This window comes from Nonomuraea ferruginea (genome assembly GCF_039540635.1).
Taxonomy (GTDB): Bacteria; Actinomycetota; Actinomycetes; order Streptosporangiales; family Streptosporangiaceae; genus Nonomuraea; species Nonomuraea ferruginea.
In genome coordinates, this window is the sequence record NZ_BAABFD010000003.1 from 109666 (window position 1) to 136529 (window position 26864).

24 protein-coding genes are annotated in these 26864 nt (G+C 70.1%); 9 read left to right on the plus strand and 15 right to left on the minus strand.

Going from position 1 to position 26864, the window contains the following annotated elements; genetic code table 11:
- Positions 1 to 62 precede the first annotated feature (62 nt).
- The gene (locus tag ABD999_RS07145; protein ID WP_271275865.1) at positions 63 to 1460 is read right to left on the minus strand and encodes an aminobutyraldehyde dehydrogenase; all 1398 of its coding nucleotides are present in this window, start codon (positions 1458 to 1460) and stop codon (positions 63 to 65) included.
- 30 nt (positions 1461 to 1490) lie between these two features.
- Positions 1491 to 2762, minus strand: coding sequence for a glycosyltransferase (locus ABD999_RS07150; protein WP_271275866.1), 1272 nt, complete (start codon positions 2760 to 2762; stop codon positions 1491 to 1493).
- Between the two features lie 129 nt (positions 2763 to 2891).
- Between ABD999_RS07150 and ABD999_RS07155 the strand changes: the two genes are divergently transcribed.
- A complete protein-coding gene (locus ABD999_RS07155; protein ID WP_148033800.1) occupies positions 2892 to 3497 on the plus strand; it encodes a TetR/AcrR family transcriptional regulator in 606 nt (201 codons plus the stop codon).
- Here ABD999_RS07155 and ABD999_RS07160 read toward each other — a convergent pair.
- Genes ABD999_RS07160 through ABD999_RS07175 form a run of 4 tightly spaced genes read right to left on the minus strand, consistent with a single transcriptional unit; the run spans position 3491 to position 7292 of the window.
- Positions 3491 to 4540 (minus strand): ABC transporter ATP-binding protein, encoded by a 1050-nt coding sequence (locus tag ABD999_RS07160; RefSeq protein WP_271275867.1) that lies wholly within the window; start codon positions 4538 to 4540, stop codon positions 3491 to 3493. The genes ABD999_RS07155 and ABD999_RS07160 overlap by 7 nt on opposite strands.
- Positions 4527 to 5312 carry an ABC transporter permease gene (locus ABD999_RS07165; RefSeq protein ID WP_271275868.1) on the minus strand — a complete coding sequence of 262 codons (786 nt, stop codon included), beginning with the start codon at positions 5310 to 5312 and terminating at the stop codon, positions 4527 to 4529. Before ABD999_RS07165 ends, ABD999_RS07160 begins: the two co-directional genes overlap by 14 nt.
- Complete coding sequence (locus tag ABD999_RS07170) at positions 5305 to 6144, minus strand: ABC transporter permease (RefSeq protein WP_271275869.1); 840 nt, start codon at positions 6142 to 6144, stop codon at positions 5305 to 5307. The genes ABD999_RS07165 and ABD999_RS07170 overlap by 8 nt, the downstream gene beginning before the upstream one ends.
- A 29-nt stretch (positions 6145 to 6173) precedes the next feature.
- Entirely contained in the window at positions 6174 to 7292 is a 1119-nt protein-coding gene (locus ABD999_RS07175; protein ID WP_271275870.1) for a polyamine ABC transporter substrate-binding protein, read from the minus strand.
- 143 nt (positions 7293 to 7435) lie between these two features.
- Between ABD999_RS07175 and ABD999_RS07180 the strand changes: the two genes are divergently transcribed.
- Together ABD999_RS07180 and ABD999_RS07185 are read left to right on the plus strand one after the other, a co-directional pair.
- Complete coding sequence (locus ABD999_RS07180; RefSeq protein WP_271275871.1) at positions 7436 to 8551, plus strand: hypothetical protein; 1116 nt, start codon at positions 7436 to 7438, stop codon at positions 8549 to 8551.
- The gene (locus ABD999_RS07185; protein WP_148033806.1) at positions 8548 to 9513 is read left to right on the plus strand and encodes an SIS domain-containing protein; all 966 of its coding nucleotides are present in this window, start codon (positions 8548 to 8550) and stop codon (positions 9511 to 9513) included. Before ABD999_RS07180 ends, ABD999_RS07185 begins: the two co-directional genes overlap by 4 nt.
- Here ABD999_RS07185 and ABD999_RS07190 read toward each other — a convergent pair.
- From ABD999_RS07190 to ABD999_RS07205, 4 genes are all read right to left on the minus strand, one after another.
- Positions 9507 to 10076 carry a GTP-binding protein gene (locus ABD999_RS07190; protein ID WP_148033807.1) on the minus strand — a complete coding sequence of 190 codons (570 nt, stop codon included), beginning with the start codon at positions 10074 to 10076 and terminating at the stop codon, positions 9507 to 9509. The genes ABD999_RS07185 and ABD999_RS07190 overlap by 7 nt on opposite strands.
- Entirely contained in the window at positions 10057 to 10365 is a 309-nt protein-coding gene (locus ABD999_RS07195) for a DUF742 domain-containing protein (protein ID WP_246640374.1), read from the minus strand. Before ABD999_RS07195 ends, ABD999_RS07190 begins: the two co-directional genes overlap by 20 nt.
- Before the next feature lie 67 nt (positions 10366 to 10432).
- The gene (locus ABD999_RS07200) at positions 10433 to 10855 is read right to left on the minus strand and encodes a roadblock/LC7 domain-containing protein (protein WP_148033809.1); all 423 of its coding nucleotides are present in this window, start codon (positions 10853 to 10855) and stop codon (positions 10433 to 10435) included.
- Positions 10855 to 13752, minus strand: a complete 2898-nt coding sequence (locus ABD999_RS07205; protein ID WP_271275872.1) for a sensor histidine kinase — start codon at positions 13750 to 13752, stop codon at positions 10855 to 10857. The genes ABD999_RS07200 and ABD999_RS07205 overlap by 1 nt, the downstream gene beginning before the upstream one ends.
- A 354-nt stretch (positions 13753 to 14106) precedes the next feature.
- On the opposite strand from ABD999_RS07205, the gene ABD999_RS07210 reads away from it, so the two are divergent.
- The 6 genes from ABD999_RS07210 to ABD999_RS07235 all read left to right on the plus strand — a co-directional run bounded on the left by ABD999_RS07210 (position 14107) and on the right by ABD999_RS07235 (position 21531).
- Positions 14107 to 15162 carry a quaternary amine ABC transporter ATP-binding protein gene (locus tag ABD999_RS07210; protein ID WP_271275873.1) on the plus strand — a complete coding sequence of 352 codons (1056 nt, stop codon included), beginning with the start codon at positions 14107 to 14109 and terminating at the stop codon, positions 15160 to 15162.
- Positions 15159 to 17072, plus strand: coding sequence for an ABC transporter permease (locus ABD999_RS07215; RefSeq protein ID WP_271275874.1), 1914 nt, complete (start codon positions 15159 to 15161; stop codon positions 17070 to 17072). Before ABD999_RS07210 ends, ABD999_RS07215 begins: the two co-directional genes overlap by 4 nt.
- Positions 17069 to 18040 (plus strand): ABC transporter substrate-binding protein, encoded by a 972-nt coding sequence (locus ABD999_RS07220; protein ID WP_148033813.1) that lies wholly within the window; start codon positions 17069 to 17071, stop codon positions 18038 to 18040. Before ABD999_RS07215 ends, ABD999_RS07220 begins: the two co-directional genes overlap by 4 nt.
- Positions 18041 to 18104: 64 nt before the next feature.
- On the plus strand, positions 18105 to 19040 hold the full coding sequence (locus tag ABD999_RS07225) for an ABC transporter substrate-binding protein (protein ID WP_148033814.1): 936 nt from the start codon (positions 18105 to 18107) through the stop codon (positions 19038 to 19040).
- Complete coding sequence (betA, locus tag ABD999_RS07230) at positions 19037 to 20689, plus strand: choline dehydrogenase (RefSeq protein ID WP_148033815.1); 1653 nt, start codon at positions 19037 to 19039, stop codon at positions 20687 to 20689. The genes ABD999_RS07225 and betA overlap by 4 nt, the downstream gene beginning before the upstream one ends.
- A gap of 56 nt (positions 20690 to 20745) precedes the next feature.
- The gene (locus tag ABD999_RS07235) at positions 20746 to 21531 is read left to right on the plus strand and encodes a TetR/AcrR family transcriptional regulator C-terminal domain-containing protein (protein WP_271275875.1); all 786 of its coding nucleotides are present in this window, start codon (positions 20746 to 20748) and stop codon (positions 21529 to 21531) included.
- Between the two features lie 146 nt (positions 21532 to 21677).
- Here the strand turns inward: ABD999_RS07235 and ABD999_RS07240 are convergent, their stop codons facing one another.
- The 5 genes from ABD999_RS07240 to ABD999_RS07260 all read right to left on the minus strand — a co-directional run bounded on the left by ABD999_RS07240 (position 21678) and on the right by ABD999_RS07260 (position 26765).
- Positions 21678 to 22448: a hypothetical protein gene (locus tag ABD999_RS07240; RefSeq protein ID WP_271275876.1), complete on the minus strand. Its 771-nt coding sequence runs from the start codon at positions 22446 to 22448 to the stop codon at positions 21678 to 21680.
- A gap of 76 nt (positions 22449 to 22524) precedes the next feature.
- Complete coding sequence (locus tag ABD999_RS07245; RefSeq protein WP_148033818.1) at positions 22525 to 23100, minus strand: GTP-binding protein; 576 nt, start codon at positions 23098 to 23100, stop codon at positions 22525 to 22527.
- Positions 23081 to 23443, minus strand: a complete 363-nt coding sequence (locus ABD999_RS07250; RefSeq protein WP_148033819.1) for a DUF742 domain-containing protein — start codon at positions 23441 to 23443, stop codon at positions 23081 to 23083. Before ABD999_RS07250 ends, ABD999_RS07245 begins: the two co-directional genes overlap by 20 nt.
- A 27-nt stretch (positions 23444 to 23470) precedes the next feature.
- The gene (locus ABD999_RS07255; RefSeq protein WP_148033820.1) at positions 23471 to 23893 is read right to left on the minus strand and encodes a roadblock/LC7 domain-containing protein; all 423 of its coding nucleotides are present in this window, start codon (positions 23891 to 23893) and stop codon (positions 23471 to 23473) included.
- Positions 23894 to 23915: 22 nt separating this feature from the next.
- Entirely contained in the window at positions 23916 to 26765 is a 2850-nt protein-coding gene (locus ABD999_RS07260; RefSeq protein WP_271275877.1) for a sensor histidine kinase, read from the minus strand.
- Positions 26766 to 26864 lie beyond the last annotated feature (99 nt).

Below are 26864 nucleotides of genomic sequence, written 5' to 3' on the forward strand. Positions count from 1 at the left end.
GAACATATCCCATCAAATGCGCCCAAGTAGGCATTTTGGGCGACATTCCGCCGCACACGCTTTCAGGCTGGCCTGAAGGAGTCCCGCTCAGCGGGCGCCGCGTGTTTGATCATGAGATGCCGCGTCACCGCGTACTCCAGGACCGCCTCCTGGCTCATGTCCTTGCCGGACCCGCTGCCCTTGACCCCGCCGTGCGGAGCCTCGCTGGCGATCGGGAGATGGTCGTTGACCCAGATCACACCCACGTCCAGCCGGTGTGAGACGCGCATGGCGCGGGCCACGTCACGCGACCAGATCGACGAGGCCAGACCGTAACGGGTGTCGTTGGCCAGCCGCACCGCCTCGTCCTCGCCGTCGAAGGGCAGGACCACGAGCACCGGCCCGAACAGCTCGCCCTGGACGATCTCGCTGTCCTGTGCGACATCCGTCACAAGCGTGGGCGGGTAGTAGAAGCCCGGCCCGGCGACCGGCGCGCCGCCGTGCGCGATCCGGCCGCCGGAACGTGCCACGAAGCCGTGCACGCGCTCCCGGTGCGTCTCGGAGATCAGCGGGCCGATGTCGGTCTCCGGGTCCCAGGGGTCGCCGGCCCGGATTTCGGCAAGAGTTGCCCGCAGCGCCTCCACGACCTCGTCGTAGACCTGCCGGGCCACGTACACGCGGGTGGCGGCGGTGCAGTCCTGGCCGGTGTTGTACGTGGCGCCCATGGCCACGCCGCGGGCCATCTCGGCCAGGTCGGCGTCCTCGAAGACCAGCGCCGGAGCCTTGCCGCCGAGCTCCAGGTGGACCCGCTTGAGCGTGGCGGCGGCGCCGGTCATGACGGCCCGGCCGGTCTCGGTGGAGCCGGTCACGCTCACCATGTCGACCCCCGGGTCGGTGACCAGGGCCTGGCCGACCTCGGCGCCGCCGGTGACCGCCTGCACGAGCCCGGCGGGCGCGCCCGCCTTGGCGAACAGCTCGGCCAGCCGCAGCGTCGTGCGCGGCGTCTGGGGAGCCGGCTTGATCACCACGGCGTTGCCGGCGGCGACCGCCGGGCCGACCTTCCAGACGGCCATGACCAGCGGGAAGTTCCACGGCGCGATCGACCCGACCACCCCGACGGGGCGGCGCAGCAGCACCGAGGTGTAGCCGGAGCTGAAGACCCCGGCGCCGGTGCCGTCGAGCGAGCGGGCGGCCCCGGCGAAGAACCGCAGGTTGTCGGCGAGGAAGGGCAGCTCGCCGTCCCTGAAGACGGCCGCGGGCTTGCCGGTCTCCTCGACCTCCAGCCTGGTCAGCTCCTCGGCCTCGGCCTCCACCAGGTCCGCCACCCGGAGCAGCAGCTTGGCCCGCTCGGCCGGCGTGGCCTCGCCCCACTCCGCGGAGGCCGTGCGGGCCCGCCGCACGGCGGCCTCGACGGCCTCCACGGGAGTGTCGGGCACCTCGGCGCAGGCGGTGCCGGTGGCTGGGTTGATCAACGTACGCATGAACTTACTTTCCTCGCTGGCCCCGGCCGCCTAGCTGCGGCCGAGCTCCTCGATCAGGTCGGCGGCCTTGCGCAGGCCGTCGCGGCGGCGGATCTCCTCGCCGGCGGCGGCCAGCTTGGCGCGCATCTCTTCGTCGCCGAGGAGGCGGTCGAGCGCCCCCGTCAGCTCCTCGTCGGTGAAGGTGTAGGTGGAAAGCCTGACACCATAGCCGAGTTCGTGCACCCGCTGGGCGTTGTCGTACTGGTCCCAGAAGAGCGGCAGCAGGATCATCGGCTTGCCGAAGTGGAGCGCCTCGGTGGTGGTGTTGTTGCCGCCGTGCGTGATGACCAGGTCACACTGCGGGATGATCTTCGTCTGGGGCAGGAACTCGGCGCCCCACATGTTGCCGGCGAGCTTGATCTCCTCGTGCAGCGGGCCCATGGAGACGACGTACTGGTGCGGCGTGGTCCCCAGCACGTCGATCACCCGCTGCATGAGACCCACGTCGGCCGAGCCGAGCGAGCCGAGCGAGAAGTAGACCAGCGAGGCGCCCTCGTCGCGCTCGAAGGGCAGCTCGAAGTCCTCGTCGGTCTCGCGCACCGAGGAGTCGAGCCGGTGCCAGTTGGCGCCCAGCGGGCGGGCGTCGACGTAGTCGAGCAGCTCCGGGTACACGTAGAGGTTCAGGTCGCCCTCGTGGATGAAGTCGAGCTCGGGCAGCGGCTCGGTGCCCTGCTCGACGCACCACTCGTTCCAGGCGGTCCACATCTCGCGGTGGGTGCGGTCGTACTCGGCACGGAAGGCGTCCCACTCGGCGCGGTCGGCGGCGGGCAGGCCGGAGAAGACCGGCGGGATGCCCTCGCCGCGGACCTCCAGCGGGTTGCAGGAGACGATGCGGACGAACTTCTTGCCGGCGGTCAGCAGCGCCGGGAAGGTGAGCACGTTGTCCTCGACGATGACGTCCGGCTGGACCCGCTCGATGATCTCCTTGAGCTGCGGCTCGCAGTACTTGGCGCCGTCGATCAGCTCCTTCCAGATCGGAGCGGTGACGGTCTCCAGCTGCTCGCGGGTGCTCTTGCGGTATTCGGGCGCGGTGTCGCGGATGAAGTCCTTCCAGAACTGGCCCGCGTCCTGCTCCTCCTCGGCCGGAGGCGCGAGGTCGACCAGGTCCTCCTCGAACCCGAGCGCCTCGAGCTTGCCCTTCCACGACGCCTCGGCGGCGAAGACGACGCGGTGGCCGCGGCGGCGGAGGATGTCGCCGATGCCGGCGCTGTTGTTGGTCGGGCCGTAGGCGCTTTCCGGCATGAACAGGATGGTGAGAGACATGTGCGCTCCGGGGAGATCTAGCCTTTTGAAGGGGAATTCAATTACGCATCTGGCGCGAAGGTCAACTTCAGGGCACTATGGTCAACGGATTCCTGAATGTAAAGCGAACTCTGGGAAGCGAAGGCGAAGATGGCCCAGCGCAAGAGCCGCAGTGACCGGCGCATCGACCTGATCGAGGCGGCGCGGCGGGCCATCATCCGGCATGGCATCGACCGGGTGCAGCTCTCGCACGTGGCCGAGGAGGCCGGGCTGACCTCCGGCGCGGTGCTCTACCACTACCCCGACCTGAGCGAGCTGCTGGTCGAGGCGCAGCACGCGGGCATGGAGCGCTTCTACGAGCAGCGGCTGCGGCAGCTCGCCGCGCACACCGACCCGGTCGCCAAGCTGGTGCTGACGATCCGGTCGGGGCTGCCCACCGGATCGCTCGACCCGGACGTGCGGCTGCTCAACGAGATGGGCGGCGCGGCCGGCCGCAACCGCGTCTACGGGGTGCTGCTCACCTCGCTGTACGACCGGCAGGTGTCGATGTATCAATCGATCCTGGACACCGGGGCGGCGCTGGGCGTCTTCAGGCTCACCACCGACACGCTGACGATCTCGCGCAACCTGGTCGCGCTGGAGGACGCGTACGGCTACCGCATCACCGCTCGTCACCCGCTCATCGGCCCCGACGAGGCCGCGGAGCTGATCCTCTCGTACGCCCGCACGGTCACGGGCAACGATCTGCTTCATTGATCCACCGGGATGATGACCGCCTCATCGGCCTGCCAGTCGAGCCGGACCTCGGCGCCCGGCCGCACGTCGCTCGCGCCCTGGACGGCCGCCAGCACGGGCTTGCCCCGGCCGGGAACCCCGACCGAGACGTGGGAGACGCCTCCGTAGAAGCTTACGTCCACCACGGTGCCCTTCAGGCCGCGTGACTCGGTGGCCCCGATCAGCCTGACCCGCTCCGGCCGGACGGCCAGCAGCGCCTTGGCGCCCTGCTCCAGGCCCTCCGCCGGGGAGCCGGGCAGCACCCCGAAGTCCTCGGTCTCCAGCTCGTCCTTGGCGCCGGCCGTACCCTCGAAGAGGTTGTTGGCGCCGACGAAGTCGGCGACGAAGGGGGTGCGGGGCCGCTCGTAGAGCGCGACCGGCTCGTCCACCTGGCGCACCGCGCCGCTGTCGAAGACCGCGATGCGGTCGGCGAGCGACATGGCCTCCTCCTGGTCGTGGGTGACGACCACGAACGTGATGCCGACCTCGTTCTGCAGCCGCTTGAGCTCCAGCTGCATGTCGGCGCGGACCTTCTTGTCGAGCGCCGACAGCGGCTCGTCCAGCAGGAGCAGGCGCGGGCGCTTGACGATGGATCGTGCCAGCGCGACGCGCTGCCGCTGGCCGCCGGAGAGCTGGCTCGGCTTGCGGCCGGCCAGCTCCGACAGGCCCACCGTCTCCAGCACCTCGCCGACGCGCTTCTTGATCTCGGCGCGCGGCAGCTTCTCGCGCTCCAGTCCGTACGCGACGTTCTTCTGCACGGTCATGTGCGGGAACAGCGCGTACGACTGGAACATCAGGCTGATGGGGCGCTGGTTCGGCTGCTTGTCCAGCAGGTTCTCGCCGTCGAGCGTCACCGTGCCGGCGTCGGGCGTCTCGAACCCCGCGATGATGCGCAGCAGCGTCGTCTTGCCGCAGCCCGACGGGCCGAGCAGGGCGAAGAACTCGCCCTGGCCGATCTCCAGCGAGACGCCGTCGAGCGCGGTGACGTCGCCGAACCTGCGGGTGATCCCGTCAATCTTGAGCACGCGGCATCCTTTCCCCGATCTTGGTCATGCGCTGTCCGGCGATCACCGCCGTGAAGCTCACCAGGAGCAGGATCGCGGCCAGCGCGTTGATCTTCGGGGTGACCCCGAAACGGATCATCGAGTAGATGACGATCGGCAGCGTCTGCTCGTGGTTGCCGATCGTGAAGTAGGCGATCACGAACTCGTCCAGCGACAGCGTGAACGCGAGCAGCGCGCCCGCGACGATGCCGGGGGCCAGCTGCGGCAGCGTGATCTTCATGAACGTGGTGAACGGGCCGGCGCCGAGGTCGCGCGAGGCCTCCTCCAGTGAGGTGTCCGCGCCGGTGAGCCGGGTGCGCACCACCGCCGCCACGAACGCCATCGAGAACAGCGCGTGCGCCAGCACCGCCGAGTAGAGCCCGAGCGTGAGCTGGATCAGGCCGTAGAAGAGCAGCAGCCCGATCGCGAGCACCAGGTCCGGCAGCACGGCGGGCATCAGCGCCAGCGCGTCCAGCGTCTTGGACCTGGAGTGCCTGGCCAGGCCGACGGCCAGCATCGTGCCGAGCACGGTGGCGATCACGGTCGAGCCGGTGGCCACGATGAGCGTGTTGACCACGCCGCTCATGATCCGCTCGTCGCCGGCCAGCTCGCCGTACCACTCGAGGCTGAACCCCTCGTAGGTGTACGCCGAGTCGCCGGAGTTGAACGACATGACGACCAGGACCACGATCGGCGCGTACAGGAACACGTACGTCGCCCAGAACGGGACGTGCAGCCACCTTGATCTACGCACGGCGCGTCACCCACGCCTGCACGACCAGGAGCACGAGCAGCACCGCGATGAGCGCCAGCGCCAGGGCGGAGCCGAACGGCCAGTCGCGCGCCGACAGGAACTCGGTGCGGATCAGGTTGCCCACCATGGCCGACTTGCCGCCGCCGAGCATCTCGGGGATGACGAAGTTGCCGAAGCTCGGCACGAACACGAACAGGCAGCCGGTGAACACGCCCGGCACCGTCAGCGGCAGCGTGACCTTGCGGAAGGTGGTGAACGCCGAGGCGCCCAGGTTGGCCGACGCCTCCCGCAGCTGCGGGTCGAGCTTCTCGATGGAGGCGTAGAGCGGCAGCACCATCAGCGGCAGGTACGAGTAGAGCAGGCCGAGCACGATCGCGCCCCGGTTGTAGAGCAGCTCGTACGGGCCCAGCCCGAACGCCTGCAGCCAGCCGTTGATCAGCCCTTCCGGGCTCAGCAGGATGATCCAGGCGTAGACCCGGATGATGAAGTTCGTCCAGAACGGCAGCACGATCGCGACCAGCGCGATCGTCTTCCACTTACGCGGCAGGCGCGCGATCAGGTAGGCCGTCGGGTATCCGAGCAGCAGCGCGATCAGCGTCGCCAGCCCGGCCATCTCCAGCGAGTCGACGAGCACCCGCAGATAGAGCGAGTCGAACAGGCGCTCGAAGTTCTCCCAGGTGAACTCGTAGATGACGCCGCCGAACCGGCCACGCTGGAAGACCGTGTAGCTGAGCACCAGCGCCAGCGGCACCAGGAGCAGCACGACCAGGTAGGCCAGCCCCGGCGCCAGGAACACGAACGCGCCCAGCCGGCGCCCTCTGGAGAGGGACACCGGCCGGGCTTCTGGCTTGTCCTTCACACCTACTCGGCCTTGATCTCGGACGCCAGGCGGGTGTACTTGGTGCTGGCCTGGCCGATGTCGATGATCGACTCACCGTTGAGCAGCTCGGCCGGCTTGGTGCCGAGCAGCGAGCCGGGGACGATCTTCACCTTGTCCATGGCGGCCTTGTTCGGCACCATGTAGTTGATGTTCTCGGCCGCCCAGCGGTGCACGTCGGGGCTGAGGATGTAGTTGATGAAGGCGTGCGCGGCCTCCTTGTTCTTGGAGGTCTTCATGATCACCATGGTGTCCACCCAGAGGTCGCTGCCCTCCTTCGGAACCACGAACTTGATGTTCTGCTTCTCGTCCGTGGTCGGGCACCAGCCGTCCCACGCCTCGGCCATGATGGCCTCGCCCTTGATCAGCCGGTCGCCGAAGGTGAGGTCGTCGTAGGCCAGCAGGTGCGGCTTGGCCTCAAGGAGCAGCTCCTTGACCTTGGCGATCTCGTCGTCCTTGTCGGTGTTGACCGAGTAGCCGAGGGCCTTGATCGCGGGCAGGGCCAGCCAGCGCTCGGTGGTCATCATGGTGACCTTCTTCTCGGCCCAGGCCGGGGGCTTGAGGATGTCGTTCCAGCTCGTCGGCTCCTGCTTCACCAGGTCACTGCGGTAGCAGATGCCGGTCGTGCCCCAGGTGTAGGGGACCGAGAACTTGTTGCCCTTGTCGTAGGAGAGCTGGGTGGCCTCGGGGTAGAGGTTGGCCAGGTTGGGGATGAGCTCGGCGTGGATCGGCTCCAGCAGGCCCTGCTCGTTGAGCGCCTGGGCGTACTGTCCCGAGACGAAGGCCACGTCGATGCCGCTGTCGCCCCCGGCGGTCAGCTTCGTCATCGCGACTTCGTTGGTGTCGTGGAGGGTGACGTTGAGCTCGGAGATCTTCAGATTCTCCTTGACCATGTCCTGCAGCTCTTTGGGGGTGTAACCGTCCCACACGGTCACCGCGAGCGACTGCTTGCTCAGGTCCGCGTTGGGGTCCAGGGCGGCTGCCGCCTGCGTCGCCGTCTCTGCGCTGTCAGTCGATCCACCGCCGCACGCCGCGACGGCGAGCGCGAGGCCGGCGGCCACCGCGGCAGCCGGAAGACGACGGGTGAACCGGGTTCGGAACACGGCCGCTACTCCTTATGAGATGTGCATGTACGGGGGGTCGCGCGACCAACCGGGCACGGCAGACCAGACCAGGAGTGTTGCAGCAGAAATCAACATGAGCAAGACTTTGGTAGACATTGCTACCTGGAAGTTTGATCTAAGTGTTGAATTCGGATTCAATTTGGGAACGGCTGCTGTCGCTGGGTGAGAAGCCGCTCACCGACCGAGAGCGCGGTCTCACAGCCGCGGTGCTGCGGCTGTTGGACGGCGAGGTGCCGCCGCCCTTCGAGGTCCGGCGCTTCCCGCCGTTGCCAAGCCTCTCGTACGACACGCCCGGATGTCACATCGGGGTGCCCGCCGAGCGGGACTTCGGCGCCCATGTCGATCAGACGAACTACTCGGTAGTGGTGGGCGAGCGCGTCGTCGTGAAATGGCTCACACCGCCGGTCCCGCTCCCCCATTCGGCGCTCGACGTACTCCCCCATCTGGCCCGCACCGGCTTCCCGCACACCGCGCCGCCGTACGCCGCGCTGCTCGCCGGCTCCCGTCTCCTGGCACTCGTCACCGGCTACCTTCCGGACGCCACGGACGGCTGGACCTGGTGCGTGGACGACGCCGAGGTCGGCGACACCGCCTTCGCCCCGATCTTGGGCGCCCTGGCTGCCGACCTCCACCTCACGCTCGCCACCCTCCCCGGCGACAGCGGGGGCGTGGCCCCGCGCGACCACCGCCCGCGTGCCGAGGACGCCCTCGGCGAGGCCCTGGCGCTGACCGGCGGCCCCGACGGCGCCTGGCTGGAGACCGTCGCCGGCCGCCTGCGCGCGGAGCTGGCGCCGCTGGCCTCCACCGGCCGCACCCCGCTGATCCGCATCCACGGCGACCTGCACGTCGGCCAGATCCTGCGGTGGCGCGACGGCTACGCGGTCATCGACTTCGACGGCAACCCGACCGTCTCCGAGGCCGACCCGTACCAGCCCGCCGCCCGCGACGTCGCCCAGCTGACCACCAGCATCGAGCACGTCGCCCAGGTCGCGGTCAAGCGCCGCGACCTGCCCGCCGAGCGGGCGGCGCGCTGGGCCGCCGAGGCCCGTGCCCTGATGCTCGCCGCCTATGAGGGCCGCCTGGCCGCGGGTGGCCGACCTGACCTGCTGGACGAATCCCTGATCCGGCCCTTCGAGGTGGAGCAGGAGTGCCGCGAGCTCATCTACGCGGCACGCCACCTGCCCCGCTGGAGGTACGCCCCCATGGGCGTGCTGCGCAACTGGATGGAGAACCCGTGAACCCCGACCTCTTCCTGGCCGACCTGGAGGCCAAGCCCGCCGCTCTCACCGAACTGGCCGGGGCGCTGGACGCCGCGGACCCGTTCGCGGGGCTGCCCGAGGGCATCGGGAGGGTGCTGTTCCTGGGCATGGGCAGCTCGCGGTACGCCGCCGGGGTCGCCGCGCTGCGCCTGCGCGCCGCCGGGGTGGACGCCTGGGCCGAGTACGCCTCGGCCGCCGCGACCTTCCCGCCCGGCCCCCGTACGCTGGTCGTCCCGATCTCGGCGACCGGCGGGAGCCGGGAGACGCTGGACGCGGTCGAACGGTACGCGGGCGGCGCGTCGTTCCTGATGGCGCTCACCAACGCGCCCGGCTCCGCGCTGGCGCAGGCCGCCGGCCTGGTGGTGCCCATGCACGCGGGCGAGGAGCGCGGCGGGGTGGCGTGCCGGACGTTCCAGCACACGCTCGCCCTGCTGCTCGCCCTGGAGTCCCGCCTCACCGGCGCGGGCCGCGACGTGGCCGGGCTGGTGCGGCGGGCCGCCGAGGCCACGGCCGACCTGCTGGAGCGGCGCGACGCCTGGCTGCCGATGGTGCTGGAGCTGCTGAACGGGCCGAACGGCGTCTACGCGATCGCCCCCGCCGAGCGGCTCTCGTCCGCGGAGCAGTCGGCGCTCATGGTGCGCGAGGGGCCCCGCAGGCCGGCCGACGCCTGCGAGACGGGCGACTGGGCGCACGTGGACGTCTACCTGACGAAGACGCTGTCCTACCGGGCGCTGCTGTTCCCCGGCTCCCGCTACGACGAGCAGGCCATGGACTGGGTACGCGAGCGCGGCTCCACGGTCGTCGCGGTCGGCGGCGAGGTGAAGGACGCGGCGGCCGTCGTGCGGTACGCGCACGACGACGACCCGGACGTCCGCCTGCTGACGGAGACCCTGGTGGCGGAGCTCGTGGCGGCGTACTGGTGGTCGGGCCGGCCTCAGTAGGAGCGGACGGTCAGCGCGTGCTCGACCAGGGTGATGAGGGTCGACTTGACCGCCTCGCGGCTGCGGGCGTCCGTGCGGACGATCGGGATGTGCGCGGCGAGGGTGAGCGCGTCCCTGACCTCGTTCTCCACGTGCGGGAACTGCCCGTCCCAGCCGTTGAGCGCGATCACGAACGGCAGCTTGGCCTCTTCGAAGTAGTCGATGGCCGGGAAGCTGTCGGCCAGCCGGCGCGTGTCGACCAGCACGACCGCGCCGATCGCCCCCTTCACCAGGTCGTCCCACATGAACCAGAACCGGTGCTGCCCGGGCGTGCCGAACAGGTAGAGGATCAGGTCGCGGTCCAGGGACACCCGCCCGAAGTCCATCGCCACCGTGGTGGTCGTCTTGGTCGGGGTGAGCGAGAGGTCGTCCACCGCGGCCGAGGCGTCCGTCATCACCGCCTCCGTGGTGAGCGGCATGATCTCGGACACCGCCCCCACGAACGTCGTCTTGCCCACCCCGAACCCGCCGGCCACCACGATCTTCGTCGAGGTGAGCCCGGCGTTAGAGCCTGCGAAGTCCACTGAGCACCCTTTCGAGCAGGCCCCTGTCCGGCTTGCCTGCGTCCAACTGCGGCTGGTACACCCTGACCAGCCCTTCCGCCTCCATGTCGGCGATCAGCACCCGTGCCACGCCGAGCGGCATGGCCAGCAGCGCGGAGATCTCCGCGACCGACCTCACCTGCCGGCACAGCTCGCTGATCTGCCGGTACTCACGCGTGTAGGTATGGCCGAGCTGGATGGACGTCGCCGACGAGACGAGCGCCTCCATCGCGAGCGTGCTGCGTGTACGGCCGCCTGTGACGGCGTACATCCTGACCAGTGAGCTGCGCTCTGGCTCCGGCTCCCCGCCATGCCACGATGCCAACGTCCTACTCCCATCACCACGGTCGCACGGCCGACAGTTCCGCGCGCACGTCAGGCGTCAGCACCTGCCCCGCACGCTCCACCAGGACCGTCATCTGGTAGGCCACCAGGCCCATGTCGCAATCGGGTGCGGCCAGCACCGCCAGGCAGGATCCGTCGCTGATCGACATCACCAGGAGCAGGCCGCGTTCCATCTCCACCAGGGTCTGCACGACGTTGCCGCCCTCGAAGACCCTGGCCGAGCCCTGGGTCAGGCTGACCAGGCCGGCCGCGATGGCCGACAGCTGGTCTGCCCGGTCCTTCGGGAAGCCGCGGGAGAAGGCCATCGGCAGCCCGTCGGCCGAGACCACCACGGCGTGCGCGGCGCCGGGCACCTCTTCCACGAAGTTGGACACCAGCCAGTTGACGTCTCTTGCCGCCTGGCTCAAATCCTTCATCAGTCCTCCTCTAGCTCGGCGCGTCCCTTGCGGACGCCCTGCTGGTAGCTGGAGAGCCTGCTGCGGAGTCGGTCGGGGGACACCGGGGGCGCGGGCGCCGGCGGCGGGGCCGGCGCCGCGGTACCCGGCACCAGGTTCGCCCTGGGCGTCCGTTTGGGCAGCCCGGAGCTGGTCGTGCCGCCGAGCGCCGGTTCGCGGGCCGCGCCGGCGGCCTGCCAGCCGTTGTCGGCGGGCGAGGACCAGCTGCCGCTGTGGGACGGCTCGGGCGGCGGCGCGGAGATGTCGATCTTGGGGATGGCGGCGGTGTCGCCCTGCGCGGACCACGAGTCGCCCGACGACCAGGCCGGATCGGGGCCGGGGCCTGGCTGGTCCCGCTCGTCGGTGAAGGCGGGCTTGGTGAACCAGCTCGACACCTCGGGGCTCGGCTCCATCGAGGCGTGGACGGGCAGGTAGTCGCCCTGCTGCGGGAAGGCCGGCTGCTCCGGCGGCAGGCGGCGCGGCAGGCCCCCGGAGGCCCCGTTGTCGGCGGCGAGGCGGCGCGGCAGCTCTCCGCCCGTGCCGTTGTCCGGCGGCAGGCGACGCGGCAGTTCCCCGCCGAACGCGCCGTCCTGCTGGAAGTCACGCGGGCCGTCGCCGGAGGCGCCGTCCCCGGCGAAGCCGCGCGGCGGGTCGGCGAACGCGCCGTCCGAGGGAAAACCCCGCGGCGCGTCGGCGCCGAAGACGCTGTCGCGTGAGACGTCACCGGACTGCGTGTGCGTCGAGTTGAACCACGACGACGGCTCGGGGAGCGAGTCCATCGACGGATGCGCCGTACCCGGCATGGACGGGTGGCCGATGCCCGGGTGCGCGGTGCTGGCCTGCATCGGCACGTGCGCGAACGACGGCGGGTCCTGGGAAGCAGCGGCCTGCGGGAACGGCGGCGCGGTGGCCGAGGCGCCGGGGACGGGGGTGAGCAGCGCCTCCGGGAGCAGGACCATGGCGGTGAGCCCGCCCACGTCCTGGCGGCGCAACTGGACCTTGATGTTGTGCCGCAGCGCCAGCCGGCCGACCACGAACAGGCCCATCCGGCGCGACACCGACACGTCCACGACCGGCGGGTGGGCCAGCCGCCAGTTGGACTCGGAGAGCTCCTCCGGGCTCATGCCGATGCCCTGGTCGGTGACGGCGACCATGAGCCCGCCGCCGTCGATGCGGCTGCTGGAGATGATGACCTTGGTGTCGCGCGAGGAGAACGACACGGCGTTCTCGATCAGCTCGGCCAGCAGGTGCACGACGTCGTTGACGGCCTGGCCCGCGATGGCCGCGTCCGACTGGACCTGGATGCTGACGCGGTCGTAGCTCTCGACCTCGCCCAGCGCGGCGCGGACCACGTCCATGAGCTCGACCGGCTGGCTCCACTTGCGCGCGGCCTCCTGGCCGGCGAGGACCAGCAGGTTCTCGGAGTTGCGGCGCATGCGGGTGGCCAGGTGGTCGAGCTTGAACAGGTCGGCCAGCCGGTCGTCGTCGCGCTCGCCGCGCTCCAGGCGCTCGATGAGGGTGAGCTGCCGCTCGACCAGCGTCTGGCTGCGCCGCGACAGGTTCACGAACATCGCGTTGACGTTGGCGCGCAGCCGGGCCTCGTCGCCGGCCAGCCGCACGGCCTCCCGGTGGACCTCGTCGAAGGCCCTGGCCACCTCGCCGACCTCGTCGCGGGAGAAGACGCCGATGGGCGGCACCTCCGCGTCGACCGCGCCGTCACGGGACTCCCGCAGGTGCTGGACGAAGTCGGGCAGCCGCCTTCCGGCGATCTCCAGGGCCTCGGCGCGCAGCCGGCGCAGCGGGCGGACAAGGGAGCGCGCCACCCCGGTGGTGATCGCCAGGACGGCGATGAGCAGGGCGATGACCGCGCCCGCGATCAGGTACGCGCTCTGCTGCTCGCCGGAGCTGAGCGACTCGCTGCGGCTGAGGATGCCGGCGGCCTGGCGCTGCTCGACCGTGCGCAGGGAGTCGATGACGACGGTGGACGCCTCGAACCACTGCCCGGCGTCGTCGCGCTTGGCCAGGTCGAGGCCGCGCAGCGTCTGCCCCGCGGTGGCCCGGATGAGCACCAGCTCGCGCAGGAACAGCATGTCGTCGGCGGAGCGGCCGTTGACGGTCTCGTCGAAGAAGCGCCGTTCCCCGGCCGTGGCCTCCTCGGAGAAGGCCTCGCGCTGGTTCTCCTCGCGGGACAGCTCGCCGAGGAAGGTCTTGAGCTGCTCCTGGCCGAAGGAACCTTCCACCAGCGCGGTGGTGAGCAGGGCCTGCTGGAGGGAGACGCTCTCCTTGACGCGGGCCAGCGCGTCGAGCATGCGGGTCTGCCGGAACAGCTCGTCGTCCTGGCTGCCGCTGACCAGCTCGTCGTGGATGGAGAGCAGGTCGTTGATCACGGTGGTGTAGAGCTCGACGGCCGGGGCGGGGAGCAGGTCGGCCTCGATGGCCTGGTCGCGCAGCCCGTCCAGGTCGTCGAACCGGTTGAGCATGTTCTCGATCTGGTCGGCGGTACGGCCGCTGACCCCGCCGAGCAGCTGGCCGGCGGTGTCTCTCACCTCGCGGATGGCGGCGTCGGTCCTGCCGATCTGGGCGCGTACGTCGGGAAGCTGAGCCTGGGGGCGGTTCCGGGCGATGTGCCAGGAGACTCTGGCGCGTTCCCCGGACATCTCGTGGATGAGACCGCCGACCTGCTCGCTCAGCCGGGCGAGCTGGTTGATGCGGGCGTAGTCGGCGGCCGCTCCCGTCGATGCGAAGACCTGGATCCCGCCCAGGAGCACGGCGGCAGCCGTCGGCACCAGGATCAGGGCGACCAGCCTGGCGCGGACCCGCCAATTACGCAGCCGCCACCTGCCTTCCTCCGGCGGCCGCTCTGCTAACTCTGTACTCACCGAACGCAACCTCTCGCCCAGTATCGGCGTATATGCAAGGCCTCGTGACCTGTGGGGAAATCCATGCAAGCTCGGGTAATTGGAACACACCCGCGCCAGGCCAGCCAAGCGACCATAACGCGACATAAGTCAAGCAGTGTGACGCATGAGCATAGAACCTGGAGCTCCACTTATGAAGACCATATGGCGAGAAATATTGCATTACGCCCGCCTATGTCCAGAAATGGGTGTTTGGAACGATCCAACGACGTAACACCGCAGATGCACAGAGGTCTCCTAACGGTCACAACGTTGAGATTTGCTTTCTTAACCCCATATGTTGAGCCCCCTGGGCGAGAAGGCGAGGAGTACGGGGTGTCCCCTGACAACGCGGCCATCGCGGTCGAAGGGCTCTGGAAGATTTTCGGGCCCAAGTCCGAGAGAGTGCTGGCGAGCGAGGACAAACACCTGGATCCCGCAGCGCTCCGAGAGAAGACCGGCTGCACCGCCGCCGTCAGGGACGTCGGATTCGAGGTCCGCCCCGGCGAGGTCTTCGTCGTCATGGGCCTGTCCGGCAGCGGCAAGTCCACCCTCGTACGGTGCCTCACCCGCCTCATCGAGCCCACGGCCGGCCGCGTGACGATCGGCGGCGAGGACGTGATCGGCGCCTCCCCCGCCAAGCTCCGCGACCTGCGCCGGCACCACGTCAGCATGGTCTTCCAGCACTTCGGCCTGCTGCCGCACCGCAGGGTGATCGACAACGTGGCGTACGGGCTGGAGGTCCAGGGCGCCGCCAAGGCCGCCAGGCACGAGCGGGCCAGGGAGATCCTGTCGCTGGTGGGCCTGGACGGCCACGCCGACTCCTACCCCGACCAGCTCTCCGGCGGCATGCAGCAGCGCGTCGGCCTGGCCCGCGCGCTCGCCGTGGACCCGCGGGTGATGCTGTTCGACGAGCCGTTCAGCGCACTGGACCCGCTGATCCGCCGTGACATGCAGGCCGAGGTCGTCCGCCTGCACCGCGAGGTCGGCAAGACGATGGTGTTCATCACCCACGACCTGTCCGAGGCGCTCAAGCTCGGCGAGCGCATCGCGATCATGCGAGACGGCAGGATCGTCCAGCTCGGCACCCCCGAGGAGCTGGTGGGCGCGCCGGCCGACGACTACGTGGCGGACTTCGTACGGGACGTGCCCAGAAGCCACGTGCTGACGCTGCGCTGGATCGCCCGGCCGCCGGAGGAGCGCGAGAACCTGGACGGGCCGGAGCTCCCCGCCAACACCTTGATCAAGGACGCCATCGGCGCCGTCTCCACCTCCTCCAGGCCGATCCGGGTGATGGACGGCGAGGAGCTGGCCGGGGTGGTCGACCGGGTGGACATGCTCGCCTTCCTCTCCGGTCAGGAGACGCCCGCGGCCGCACAGGTCGGCGCATGAGCAGCACCGTGGTCACGCCTGCCTCCAGGCTGCGCGTGCCGAGGTGGGTGGTCCCGGCGGGGATCGCGGCCCTGTTCGCGCTCGCGTACCTGGCCTTCCGCGGCACCGGCACGCTGCCGCACAACAGCGAGGCGGCGCCGTTCACCGCGGTCACCGAGCTGCGCGAGTGGATCGACGACCACCGCAACGACAATCCGCTCTTCCTGTACTTCCTCAACTACATCCGCCTGTTCGTGGACGCCCTCTACACCTCCTTCCACTCGGTGCTGGTGGCGATGGGCTGGCCCGGGCTGATCGGGGTCATGGGCGGGCTCGCCTGGCTGGCGGGCGGCTGGCGCGTCGCGCTGATGGCGGTGGCCGGGTTCTGCTCGTTCGGGGTGTTCGGGCTGTGGGAGTCGAGCGTCGAGACGCTCGCGCTGGTCACCGCGGCGGTGCTGCTGTCGCTGGCGATCGGCGTGCCGCTGGGCATCTGGGCGGGCATGTCGGCGCGGGTGCGCAAGGCCGTCACGCCGGTGCTGGACGTCATGCAGATCATGCCGACGTTCGCCTACCTGGCGCCGCTCGCGCTGTTCTTCCACATCGGCGCGCCGGCCGGCGTGATCGCGACGATGATCTACTCGATCCCGCCCGCGATCCGCATCACGGCGCTGGCCATCGAGCAGGTCTCCCCCACCGCGGTCGAGGCGTCCGCCTCGCTGGGCGCCACCCGGGCGCAGACGCTGTTCAAGGTGTATCTGCCGTTGGCGCGCTCCACCATGGCGCTGGCGGTGAACCAGACCATCATGATGGCGCTGTCCATGGTGGTCATCGCGAACCTGATCTCCGCGCCCGGCCTCGGTTCCGACATCATCCGCGGCCTGTCCAGGGCCCAGGTCGGCATCATGCTGCCGGCGGGCATCGCGATCGTGATCATGGCCGTGATCCTGGACCGGATGATGGTCTCGGTGGCCAGGCGCGACCCGCACAGCCGGATCGGCCGCGGCAACGTGGCCGCCGCCGGGGTGCTGGCGGTCGCCGGGCTGGTGGCCGCGGCGTTCGTGCCCCGGCAGTGGCCGGAGGACCTGACGGTCAGCGTCACCCGCCCGATCAACGAGGCCGTGCTCTGGGCCGAGACGAGCTGGTACGGCGTCACCACGTTCGTCAAGGACACCGTCACGATCTACCTGCTCAACCCGCTGGAGACGGTGTTCACCACCGCGCCGTGGTGGCTGGTCGCCGCCGCGGTGCTGCTGGTCGCCTGGCGGGTCAGCGGGGTACGGCCCGCGCTGACGGCGCTGGTCTGCCTGCTCGGGATCGCGCTGCTCGGCACGTGGGAGCACTCGATGCGGACGCTGACCACGGTCGCCGTCGCGGTCGTCGCGACCCTGGCGATCGGCGTGCTGCTGGGCGTCGCCGCCGCGCGCTCGGACCGGTTCTCCGCCGTGCAGCGCCCGCTGCTGGACGCCGCGCAGACCATGCCCGCGTTCGTCTACCTGCTTCCGGCGCTGGCCCTGTTCGGGACCACCCGGTTCACCGCGATCTTCGCCTCGATCATCTACGCCGTGCCGCCCGTGGTGCGCCTGGTCGAGGACGGCATCAGGCACGTGCCCACCTCCGTGATCGAGGCCGCCGCCTCCACCGGCTCCACCTCCGCCCAGATCCTGTGGAAGGTGCAGCTGCCGATGGCCCGCCGGGCCATCCTGCTCGCCGCCAACCAGGGGATCGTGCTGACGCTCGCCATGGTGGTCGTCGGCGGGCTGGTCGGCGCCGGCGCCCTCGGTTACGACGTCGTGCTCGGGTTCTCCCAGCGCCCCGACTTCGGCATGGGCTTCGTCGCAGGTGTCGCGACCGTCCTGCTCGGAGTCATGCTGGACCGCATCACGCAGGGCGCCGACAGGCGTTCTCTGCCCCACAAAAGGAAATTCACATGAAAATTCGCCTGTTCGCAGGCCTCTTAGCGCTGGGCCTGGCCGCCGGTTGCGGCGGGGCCACCGTCGACGGCGGGGCGACCACCGCCGCCTCCCCCGAGGGCTCGGCCGACGCCGCCACCCCGGCCGGCACGGTGAAGATCGCGATCAACCCGTGGGTCGGCTACGAGGCGAGCGCCAACGTGGTGGCGTACCTGCTGAAGAACGAGCTCGGCTACACCGTGGAGCTGCCGGAGATCAAGGAGCAGCTCGCCTGGGAGGGCTTCGAGACCGGCGACGTCGACGTCATCATCGAGAACTGGGGCCACCCGGACCTCAAGAAGCAGTACATCGAGGAGAAGAAGGTCGCCGTCGAGGCGGGCTCGACCGGCAACAAGGGCGTCATCGGCTGGTACATCCCCAAGTGGATGGCCGACGAGAACCCCGACATCACCGACTGGAAGAACCTCAACAAGTACGCCGACCTGTTCAAGACGTCCGAGTCGGGCGGCAAGGGCCAGCTGCTGTTCGGCGACCCGTCGTACGTCAGCAACGAGGCCGCGCTCATCAAGAACCTCAAGCTGGACTTCAAGATCGTCACCGGTGGCAGCGAGGCCGCGCTGATCAAGAGCGCCCAGCAGGCGCAGGCGCAGAAGAAGCCGCTGCTGTTCTACTTCTGGGACCCGCACTGGCTGTTCAGCCAGACCGAGCTGGTCCGCGTGAACCTGCCGGAGTACACCGAGGGCTGCGACGCCGACCCGAAGAAGGTCGCCTGCGACTACCCGGAGATGGACCTCGACAAGATCGTCAGCAAGAAGTTCGCCGACACCGGCGGCAAGGCGTACGAGCTGGTCAAGAACTTCCAGTGGACCAACGAGGACCAGAACAAGGTGTCCGACGACATGACCAACGGCGGCATGTCCGGTGAGGAGGCCGCCAAGGCGTGGATCGAGGCCAACCCGGACAAGTGGCAGGCCTGGATCCCCAAGTAACCCCCTCCGATCCCTCAAGACCCGTGACCCCGCCCCGGCGGGGTCACGGTCGCCGGAGACTCTCATGCGAACCAAGATTCTCGCCGGCCCGCTCGCGCTGGCCCTGCTCCTGACCGCCTGTACGGGCGAGGAGCCCAGCACGCAGGCCGACGCCAACCAGACGGTCAAGATCGACATCCACGGCTGGGTCGGGTACGAGGCCCAGGCCGCCGTGCTGTCCCACCTGCTCAAAACTCAGCTCGGCTACAAGGTGGAAACGCGCGAAATGGCCGAAGCCGACTCCTGGAAGGGCTTCGAGACCGGCGAGGTCGACGTCATCGTCGAGAACTGGGGTCACAACGACCTCAAAGAGGAGTACATCGAGAAGAAGAAGGTCGCCCTTTCCGCAGGTCTCACCGGCAACAAGGGGGTGATCGGGTGGTACGTCCCCGAGTGGATGGCCAAGGAACACCCGAACATCACCGACTGGAGAAACCTCAACGACTACGCGCACCTCTTCAAGACCCCGAAATCCGGCGAACTCGGCCAGGTGCTCGACGGTGACCCGTCGTTCGTCACCAATGACGAGGCACTGGTCAAGAATCTCCGGCTGAATTACAAGGTCGTCTACTCGGGCAGCGAGGACGCATTGATCAAGGCCGCCCAGTCGGCGACCAAGAACAAGACGCCGCTGCTGCTCTACTTCTATGAGCCGCAATGGCTTTTCACCAAGGTCAAGCTGGTGAAGATCAATCTTCCCGCGCACGCCATCGGCTGTGACGCCCGCCCGGCCAGGGTCGCGTGCGACTATCCGCCGTACCTGCTCGACAAGATCGTCAGCAAGCGGTTCGCCGAGAACGGCGGCAGGGCGTACGAGCTGGTCCGCAATTTCCAGTGGACCAACGACGACCAGAACAAGGTCGCCAGCGACATGATCAACGAGGACCTGTCGGCCGCCGAGGCCGCGAAGCGCTGGGTCGAGGAGAACGAGATCGTGTGGAAGGACTGGATCCCCCGGTGAGCTACGACTATGTCATCGTGGGCGGCGGCTCGGCCGGCTGCGCCCTGGCCAACCGGCTGAGCGCCGATCCGTCCGTGTCGGTGCTGGTGCTGGAGGCGGGCCGCGCCGACTGGCGGTGGGACGTGTTCATCCACATGCCCGCCGCGCTGATGTTCCCCATCGGCAGCCGGTTCTACGACTGGAAGTACGAGTCGGAGCCCGAGCCGCACATGAACGGCCGGCGCGTCTACCACGCGCGCGGCAAGGTCCTCGGCGGCTCCAGCAGCATCAACGGCATGATCTTCCAGCGCGGCAACCCGCTCGACTACGAGCGCTGGGCGTCCGACCCCGGCATGGAGAGCTGGGACTACGCGCACTGCCTGCCGTACTTCAAGAAGATGGAGAGCTGCCTGGCCGACCCGGGCACCGACTTCCGCGGCGGCGAGGGCCCGCTCAAGCTGGAGCGCGGCCCCGCCGACGGGCCCCTGTTCCGGGCCTTCTTCGAGGCCGTCCAGCAGGCCGGGCACCCGCTCACCGACGACGTGAACGGCTACCGGCAGGAGGGCTTCGCCGCCTTCGACCGCAACCTGCACCGGGGCCGCCGGCTCAGCGCGGCCCGCGCCTACCTGCACCCGGTGCGCGGCCGCCGCAACCTGACCGTCAGGACCAGGGCCTTCGTGGAGCGGATCGTCTTCGAGGGCGACCGCGCGGTGGGGGTCATCTGCGACGGCGAGCGCATCACCGCGGGCGAGGTCATCGTCTGCGGCGGCGCCGTCAACTCGCCGCAGCTGCTGCAGCTGTCCGGCGTCGGCCCCGCCCCGCTGCTGGAGCCGCTGGGCGTCGAGATGGTGCACGATCTGCCGGGCGTGGGCGAGAACCTGCAGGACCACCTGGAGGTGTACGTCCAGCACGCGTGCAGGCAGCCGGTGTCGCAGCAGCCGTCGCTGGCCAAGTGGCGCAGGCCGGTCATCGGCGCCCAGTGGCTGTTCCTGCGCGGCGGGCCGGGGGCCACCAACCACTTCGAGGCGGGCGGCTTCATCCGCTCCAACGACGAGGTCGCGTACCCGAACCTGATGTTCCACTTCCTGCCGATCGCGGTGCGCTACGACGGCTCCGCGCCGGCCGGCGGCCACGGCTACCAGGTGCACATCGGCCCGATGTACTCCGACGCCCGCGGCTCGGTCCGCATCACCTCCGCCGACCCGCGCGTCAAGCCGGCCCTGCGCTTCAACTACCTGTCGACGGAGCAGGACCGCCGCGAGTGGGTGGAGGCGATCAGGCACGCCAGGGACATCCTGTCCCAGCCGGCCTGGGCGGACCTGGACGGCGGCGAGCTCTCCCCCGGCCCGTCCGTGGAGACCGACGAGCAGATCCTGGAGTGGGTGGCCCGCGACGCCGAGACGGCGCTGCACCCGTCGTGCACCTGCAAGATGGGCGTGGACGAGATGGCGGTCGTGGACCCCGCGACGCTGCGCGTGCACGGCCTGCGAGGGCTGCGCGTGGTCGACGCCTCGGTCATGCCGTACGTGACGAACGGCAACATCTACGCCCCGGTGATGATGCTCGCGGAGAAGGCCGCCGACCTCATCCTGGGCAACACCCCGCTGCCGCCGGAACCGGTCGAGTTCTACCGCCACCAGGTCAGCGGCCCAGCCGCTGGCACGTCCTGAGGACGGCCGTCAGCTCCCGGTCCAGGAGTGCAACCGTACGGTGTACCGTACGTAGGGTGACAGTGGAGTACAGCGGCAAGGGAGACCCGGCGCGCAGCCTCGCGCTGCTCTGGCGCACCAGCGAGCGCGTCAGCCGGAAGGGCAAGCCCGACCTGAGCGTCGACCGGATCGTGCGCGCCGCCATCGAGGTGGCCGACGCCGACGGGCTCCAGGGCTTGTCCATGCGCCGGGTCGCGGAGAAGCTGGGCGTGGGCACGATGTCGCTCTACACGTACGTGCCGGGCAAGCCGGAGCTGCTCGACGTCATGCTCGACACCGTCTACGGCGAGACGGCCAGGCCGCAGGAGGCGCCCGGCGGCTGGCGGGCCCGGCTGGAGCTGATCGCCCGCGAGAACTGGGCGCTCTACCTGCGCCATCCCTGGCTGCTGCAGGTGGCCGCGAGCCGCCCGGTGCTCGGCCCCAACGTGACCGCCAAGTACGACTACGAGCTGCGCGCGGTCGACGGCATCGGGCTGACCGACGTGGAGATGGACTCGGTGATCACGCTGATCACCGGCTTCGTGCACGGCACGGCCCGGGGCGCGGTGGAGGCCGCCCAGGCGGAGAGCCAGACCGGCATGTCCGACGAGCAGTGGTGGGCCGCGCACGCGCCGTTCTTCAGCCGCATCGCCGACCCGTCACGCTTCCCCACCGCCGCACGGGTCGGCCAGGCCGCCGGCGAGACCCTCGGCGCCGCCTACAGCGCCGACCACGCCTTCGAGTTCGGCCTCCAGCGCGTCCTCGACGGCATCCAAGCCCTCATCGACAACCGCACCCCTCAACCACCCGAAACCCACTCCTGACCTGCAGACCCACCCACGTCCGCCAAGCCCGCGACGCGCCCGGCTCACTGGCAGCACCCCCGAGACCGGCAGCTCCACCGAAGTCGGGGCGCTCAGCGTCCGCCTTGCCTGCGACATCCGCCACGGTGGTGGCGTGCGTCCGTGACTCAGCTTGCCGGGCGTCGTTCCGTGGGTGGTTGCCCGGCGGCGAGCAGGGCTGCGCGGTGACGCTCGGCCGGTGGTTCGGTCCAGGTCAGGCCTGGGCCGTCCTCGGCCAGCAGGCGGAACAGCACGTCACGCAGCAGCGCGCGGGCGGGCATGCCGGGACGCTCGGCACGGAGCTTCTCGTAGCGGTCGAGGACACGGGCCAGGTCGAGCAGCAGCGTGTTGCCCGCGTCGCCGCCCTCGGCCGCGAGGGTGACCGCCAGGCTGCCGGCGCTCTCGTCCGCGAACCGACCGGCGACGCCCTCGGCGCCGTCCGGACAGACGATCTCCCGTACGGCCTCGACGAAGGCGCGCCGGTCCATGCCGTCGACCTCGCCGCTGCCCAGCCAGCCGGGGCGCAGGTGCAGGACGCCCGGCTGCTCGGTGGTCACGCACGCGGTCACCAGCGCGCGCACCGTCTCCTCCGGGTCGTGCAACCCCTCCGGGCCGCGCGCGGCGAACCGGTCCGCGAGCAGGTGCAGGGAGACGAGCCTCGGCGGGTCATGGACGGCCAGCAGGCCGTGGTCCTCGCGGAGGTGATGCGGGCCCCCCTTGTCCTGGTACGCCCGGAGCCCTTCCAAGAAGGCCACGCGGGCGTCCTCACCCAGCCCGGCCGCCCAGCCCCGCGGGGGCCGCTCGGGAGGCGCCTCCTCAGCGCGGGAGGCGTCGCGTCCGAAGGACCAGACGATCACACCGATGACGGCCAGGCCGCCCGCCAAGGCGATCCACACCATGCACGCCCTCACCATCAATTCCGGAGATATGCAGCGTAGTGTGGACAAGCCTCATATTTCCGGTAATTCGCGTGACCTAAACCGGCGCCGCTCGGAGCCTGACCACGTGCTCCACCAGCGAGATCAGCGTCGACTTGACCGACTCGCGGTTGCGCGCGTCCGTACGGACGATGGGCACGTGCGGGGAGAGGGCCAGCGCCTCGCGCACCTCGGTGTCGGTGTGCGGGAACTGCCCGTCCCAGCCGTTGATGCCCACGATGAAGGGCAGCTGGGCCTCTTCGAAGTAGTCGATGGCCGGGAAGCTGTCGGCGAGCCGCCGCGTGTCGAGCAGCACCACGGCCCCGATCGCACCGCGCACCAGGTCGTCCCACATGAACCAGAACCGGTGCTGTCCGGGCGTGCCGAACAGGTAGAGGATGAGGTCCCGGTCCAGGGACACACGGCCGAAGTCCATGGCCACGGTCGTGGTCTGCTTGTTCGGCGTCATGGCGAGGTCGTCGATCCCGGCGGAGGCGTCGGTCATCACCGCCTCGGTGGTCAGCGGGAGGATCTCGGACACCGCCCCCACGAACGTCGTCTTGCCGACGCCGAACCCGCCCGCGACCACGATCTTCGTCGAGGTGAGGCCGGGGCTAGAGCCTGCGAAGTCCACTGAGCACCCTTTCGAGCATGTTGAGGTCTGGCTGTCCCTGTTCGAGGCGTGGCGCGTGGAGGCGGACGAGCCCTTCATCGGACATGTCCGCCACCAGCACGCGGGCCACGCCCAGCGGGACCCGGAGCAGGGCCGAGATCTCGGCGACCGACCGGAACGAGCGACAGAGTTGCATGATCGCATCCTGCTCAGGAGTGAGCATGGCCATCTCGTCGTCCGGTATGGACATCGACGAGATCAACGTCTCCATCGCCAGGTGGTAGCGCGGCTCTGAACGGCCACCGGTCACCGCGTAAGGACGGAACAGGGGCTCTTCGTCCCCGTGCCCGTCACTCCCGTACACGGCCCTGTCCCTCCATGTCCATTCACATCACCGCGTCCTAGCCGCTTGCAGCTCGGCGCGGAGCGCCGGCGTGAGCGCCTGGCCCGCGCGGTCGACGAGCAGCGTCATCTGGTACGCCACCAGCCCCATGTCGCAGTCCGGTCCGGCCAGCACGGTCAGGACCGAGCCGTCGCTGATGGCCATGACGATGAGCAGCCCGCGCTGCATCTCCACCACGGTCTGCGTGACGGCCCCGCCTTCGAACACCCGCGAGGCTCCCACGGTGAGGCTCAGCAGTCCGGCCGACACCGCGGCGAGCTGGTCGGCCCGGTCCGGCGGGAAGCCTTCGGAGGCGGCCAGGCACAGCCCGTCAGCGGATACGACGACCGCGTGCGCGACCCCTGGCGTGTTCCGCACGAAGTCGGTGATCAGCCAGTCGAACCGGTGCGCCTCGTGACTGAGGGTCGTCACTCGCCCTCCTCAGGACGCTCGCTCACTCTTGCTCCTCCTGTTCGCGTACTTCCGCACGACCCCGCCGCACTCCCTGCTGGAAGCTGGCCATCCTGTTGCGCATCCGCTCGGCCGACAGGGGCGGCCTGGGCGGCTGAGCCTCCTGCTGAGGCGCCGGGCGACCGGCCGATCCCGGCACGAGGTTCGCCTTCGGCTTGCGCTTGGGGAGCCCCGCGGAGGTGACGCCGCCCAGGCTCGGGTCGCTCGCGGCGGCCGCCGCCTGCCAACCGGCGTCGGCGGCGTTCCGCCACGCTTCCTCCCCAGAGGGTACGGGCTGTGCGGAACTGTCCTCACTCCCGCCTGCCTCCTGCGCCTGCTCCTCCGGCGGCCGGCGGAACCAGGCCGACTCCACCGCGGCGAAGATCGGCAGGTACTCCTCCCGCTCGGCCTCGATCGGCGAGACGTCCGTCGAGGGCGGCGGCTCGGGCCTGCGCACGTCGTTCGCGGCGTGGCGGGCCGTCGGCGGACCCTCCGGACTCGGGACGTCCGGGTTCGGGAAGTCGGAGCGTCCGGGCTGCCTGCGCGGCAGCTCCTGGCTCGGGAACGAGGGGAAGGATCCGGGCCGCTCCTGGGCGGGCGGCTGGACGGGCGGGTACGAGCCGGGCGCGAACCCCTGCTGGCCGGGGGGCGCGCTCGGGTACGACGGGAACGTCCCCGAGTCGTAGGAGTGACGCGGCGCGTCGGTGTCGGCGCCGAACGGCCCCAGCGCGGGCCGGCCCGCTCCGGAGTCGTAGGAGTCGAGGCTCCCGTGCGAGCGGTAGCCGTTCTGCGCGGGCACCTGCGGCCGGTGCGGCACGGACGTGCTGCCCCCGCCGAACGCGGGCCGCTGCGGCAGCGGCTGCCTGGTGGCGTCCTGGATGAGCGCCGGCGGGATGAGCACCATGGCGATCAGCCCGATGCCCTCGCCCCTGCGCAGCTGCACCCGGATGCCGTGGCGCAGCGCCAGGCGGCCGACCACGAACAGGCCCATGCGCCGGGACACCGACACGTCCACGACCGGGGGCTCGGCCAGGCGGCGGTTGGCCTCGGCCAGCTCCTCCTCGGTCATGCTGATGCCGCTGTCGGTGACCGACAGCAGGGCCCCGCCGCCCTCGATGAGGCTGCTGGAGACGGTGACCTGCGAGTTGCTGGGCGAGAACTGCAGCGCGTTCTCCACCAGCTCGGCCACCAGGTGGACCAGGTCGTTGGCGACGCTGCCGAGCACCGAGGTGGCGCGGTGCACCTTGACCTGCACGCGCTCGTACCCCTCGACCTCCGACAGCGCGGCGCGCACCACGTCGACCAGCTTGGCCGGCTGGCTCCGCCGGCGGGTGGGCTCGTGGCCGGCGAGGACCAGCAGGTTCTCGGAGTTGCGGCGCATGCGGGTGGCCAGGTGGTCGAGCTTGAACAGGTCGGCCAGCCGGCCGCCGTCCTGCTCGCCCTTCTCCAGGCCGTCGATCAGCGAGATCTGCCGTTCGACCAGCGTCTGGGTGCGGCGCGAGAGGTTGACGAACATCGCGCTGATGTTGCCGCGCAGCTCGGCCTCCTCGCCCGCCAGCCGCACCGCCTGGCGGTGCACCTGGTCGAAGGCGCGGGCCACCTCGCCGATCTCGTCGTTGCCCGCGACGTCGATCGGGCGTACATCGGGGGCGGTGGTCTCGCCGGAGACCCGCAGCTGGCGGACCACGTCCGGCAAGCGGAACCCGGCGATCTCCAGCGCTTCCGTGCGCAGGCGGCGCAGCGGCGTGACCATCGAGCGGGCGATGGCGACGGTGAGCAGCAGCACGATCAGGAGCAGCCCGACGATCAGCGTGCCGACGATGATCGCGTCGCGGACCTCGGAGTCGCGCAGCTCCTGCGACCGCAGCGCCACCTGCTCGCCCAGCGAGCTCTCGACCGAGACGAGCGCGGCGATGACCTTGGCGTTGTCCTCGAACCACTGGTCCGGCGGCGCCGTGTCGGGGTTCGTCGAGGCGAGCAGGTTGTCCCTGATCCGGACGCCAGGCGCGCGGCCGCTGGCCAGCGTGACGGCCCGGGACTTGGTCAGCTCACTGTTGTAGTACTCGGGGATGGTCAGCGCGCGCTGCAGCTCCATGCCGGTCACGGCGCCGGCCTCCTGCGTCACGACCTGGATCTGGTTGCGCTGGGCGGCGTTCGCCGCGATGAACCGCTCGACTTCCTTGGCGTCCACGCTCTCGGCGTTGTAGTAGCCGCGCAGGAGCTGGACGCGCTGGCGGGAGACCTGTTCCTTGGCCCTGGTCAGGGCGCTCAGGGCGCGGAACCGGCCGACGATCTCGGGGTCCTCGCTGAGCAGGCTCAGCTCGTCGTGCAGGCGGAGCAGGGTGTCGAGCACCGTGTCGTACCGGGTGGTGTCGCGCTGGCCCTCGGCCCTGGTCCTGGGCAGGTTGTCCAGGTCGATGTGGGCGCGGGCGACGACGTCGGTGACGCGGTCGCCGTAGGACTCGTCCATCGCGCCGAGGTCCGCCTTCACCGCCCTGACGAGCCGGTCGACCTCCGCCTTGCGCTCCTCGTACGGCTTCTCCAGCCGCTTGCGCTGGGTCCGGGCGGCGTTGTGCCAGCCGCCGGTGTCACGCTCCAGCCCGAGGGCCTGCACCAGATCGCGGATCCGCCCGGCCTGCTCGGCCGCGACGGCCGTGCGGTCGAAGGCGGCGACACTCTGGACGGACTCCACCACGCGCGCTCCCCCGAGCACGACGCCGGCGATGGTGGGAACCAGGACGAGTGCGGTCAACCGCCATCTCACTCGCCAGTTGCGCAGCGCGAGCCGAGGCAGTGCCCGCTTGGCGCGTTCACGCCTGGCGGCGAAGCCGCCGTCGGAGTTCCCCGTAGTCACTGCTCCTGCTACCCCTCAATCATCCCGATCCCATGCGGTCATCAGGCCGTCCACAAGGTATCCGCAGCATCTGACGTAACGCACAAACCGGACACAATC

Coding starts and splice junctions, on each gene's coding strand:
- ABD999_RS07145 (WP_271275865.1), bottom strand. CDS start 1,460: ATGCGTACGTTGATCAACCCAGCCACCGGCACCGCCTGCGCCGAGGTG.
- ABD999_RS07150 (WP_271275866.1), bottom strand. CDS start 2,762: ATGTCTCTCACCATCCTGTTCATGCCGGAAAGCGCCTACGGCCCGACC.
- ABD999_RS07225 (WP_148033814.1), top strand. CDS start 18,105: ATGCGAACCAAGATTCTCGCCGGCCCGCTCGCGCTGGCCCTGCTCCTG.
- ABD999_RS07155 (WP_148033800.1), top strand. CDS start 2,892: ATGGCCCAGCGCAAGAGCCGCAGTGACCGGCGCATCGACCTGATCGAG.
- ABD999_RS07240 (WP_271275876.1), bottom strand. CDS start 22,448: ATGGTGTGGATCGCCTTGGCGGGCGGCCTGGCCGTCATCGGTGTGATC.
- ABD999_RS07195 (WP_246640374.1), bottom strand. CDS start 10,365: ATGTACGCCGTCACAGGCGGCCGTACACGCAGCACGCTCGCGATGGAG.
- ABD999_RS07215 (WP_271275874.1), top strand. CDS start 15,159: ATGAGCAGCACCGTGGTCACGCCTGCCTCCAGGCTGCGCGTGCCGAGG.
- ABD999_RS07220 (WP_148033813.1), top strand. CDS start 17,069: ATGAAAATTCGCCTGTTCGCAGGCCTCTTAGCGCTGGGCCTGGCCGCC.
- ABD999_RS07200 (WP_148033809.1), bottom strand. CDS start 10,855: ATGAAGGATTTGAGCCAGGCGGCAAGAGACGTCAACTGGCTGGTGTCC.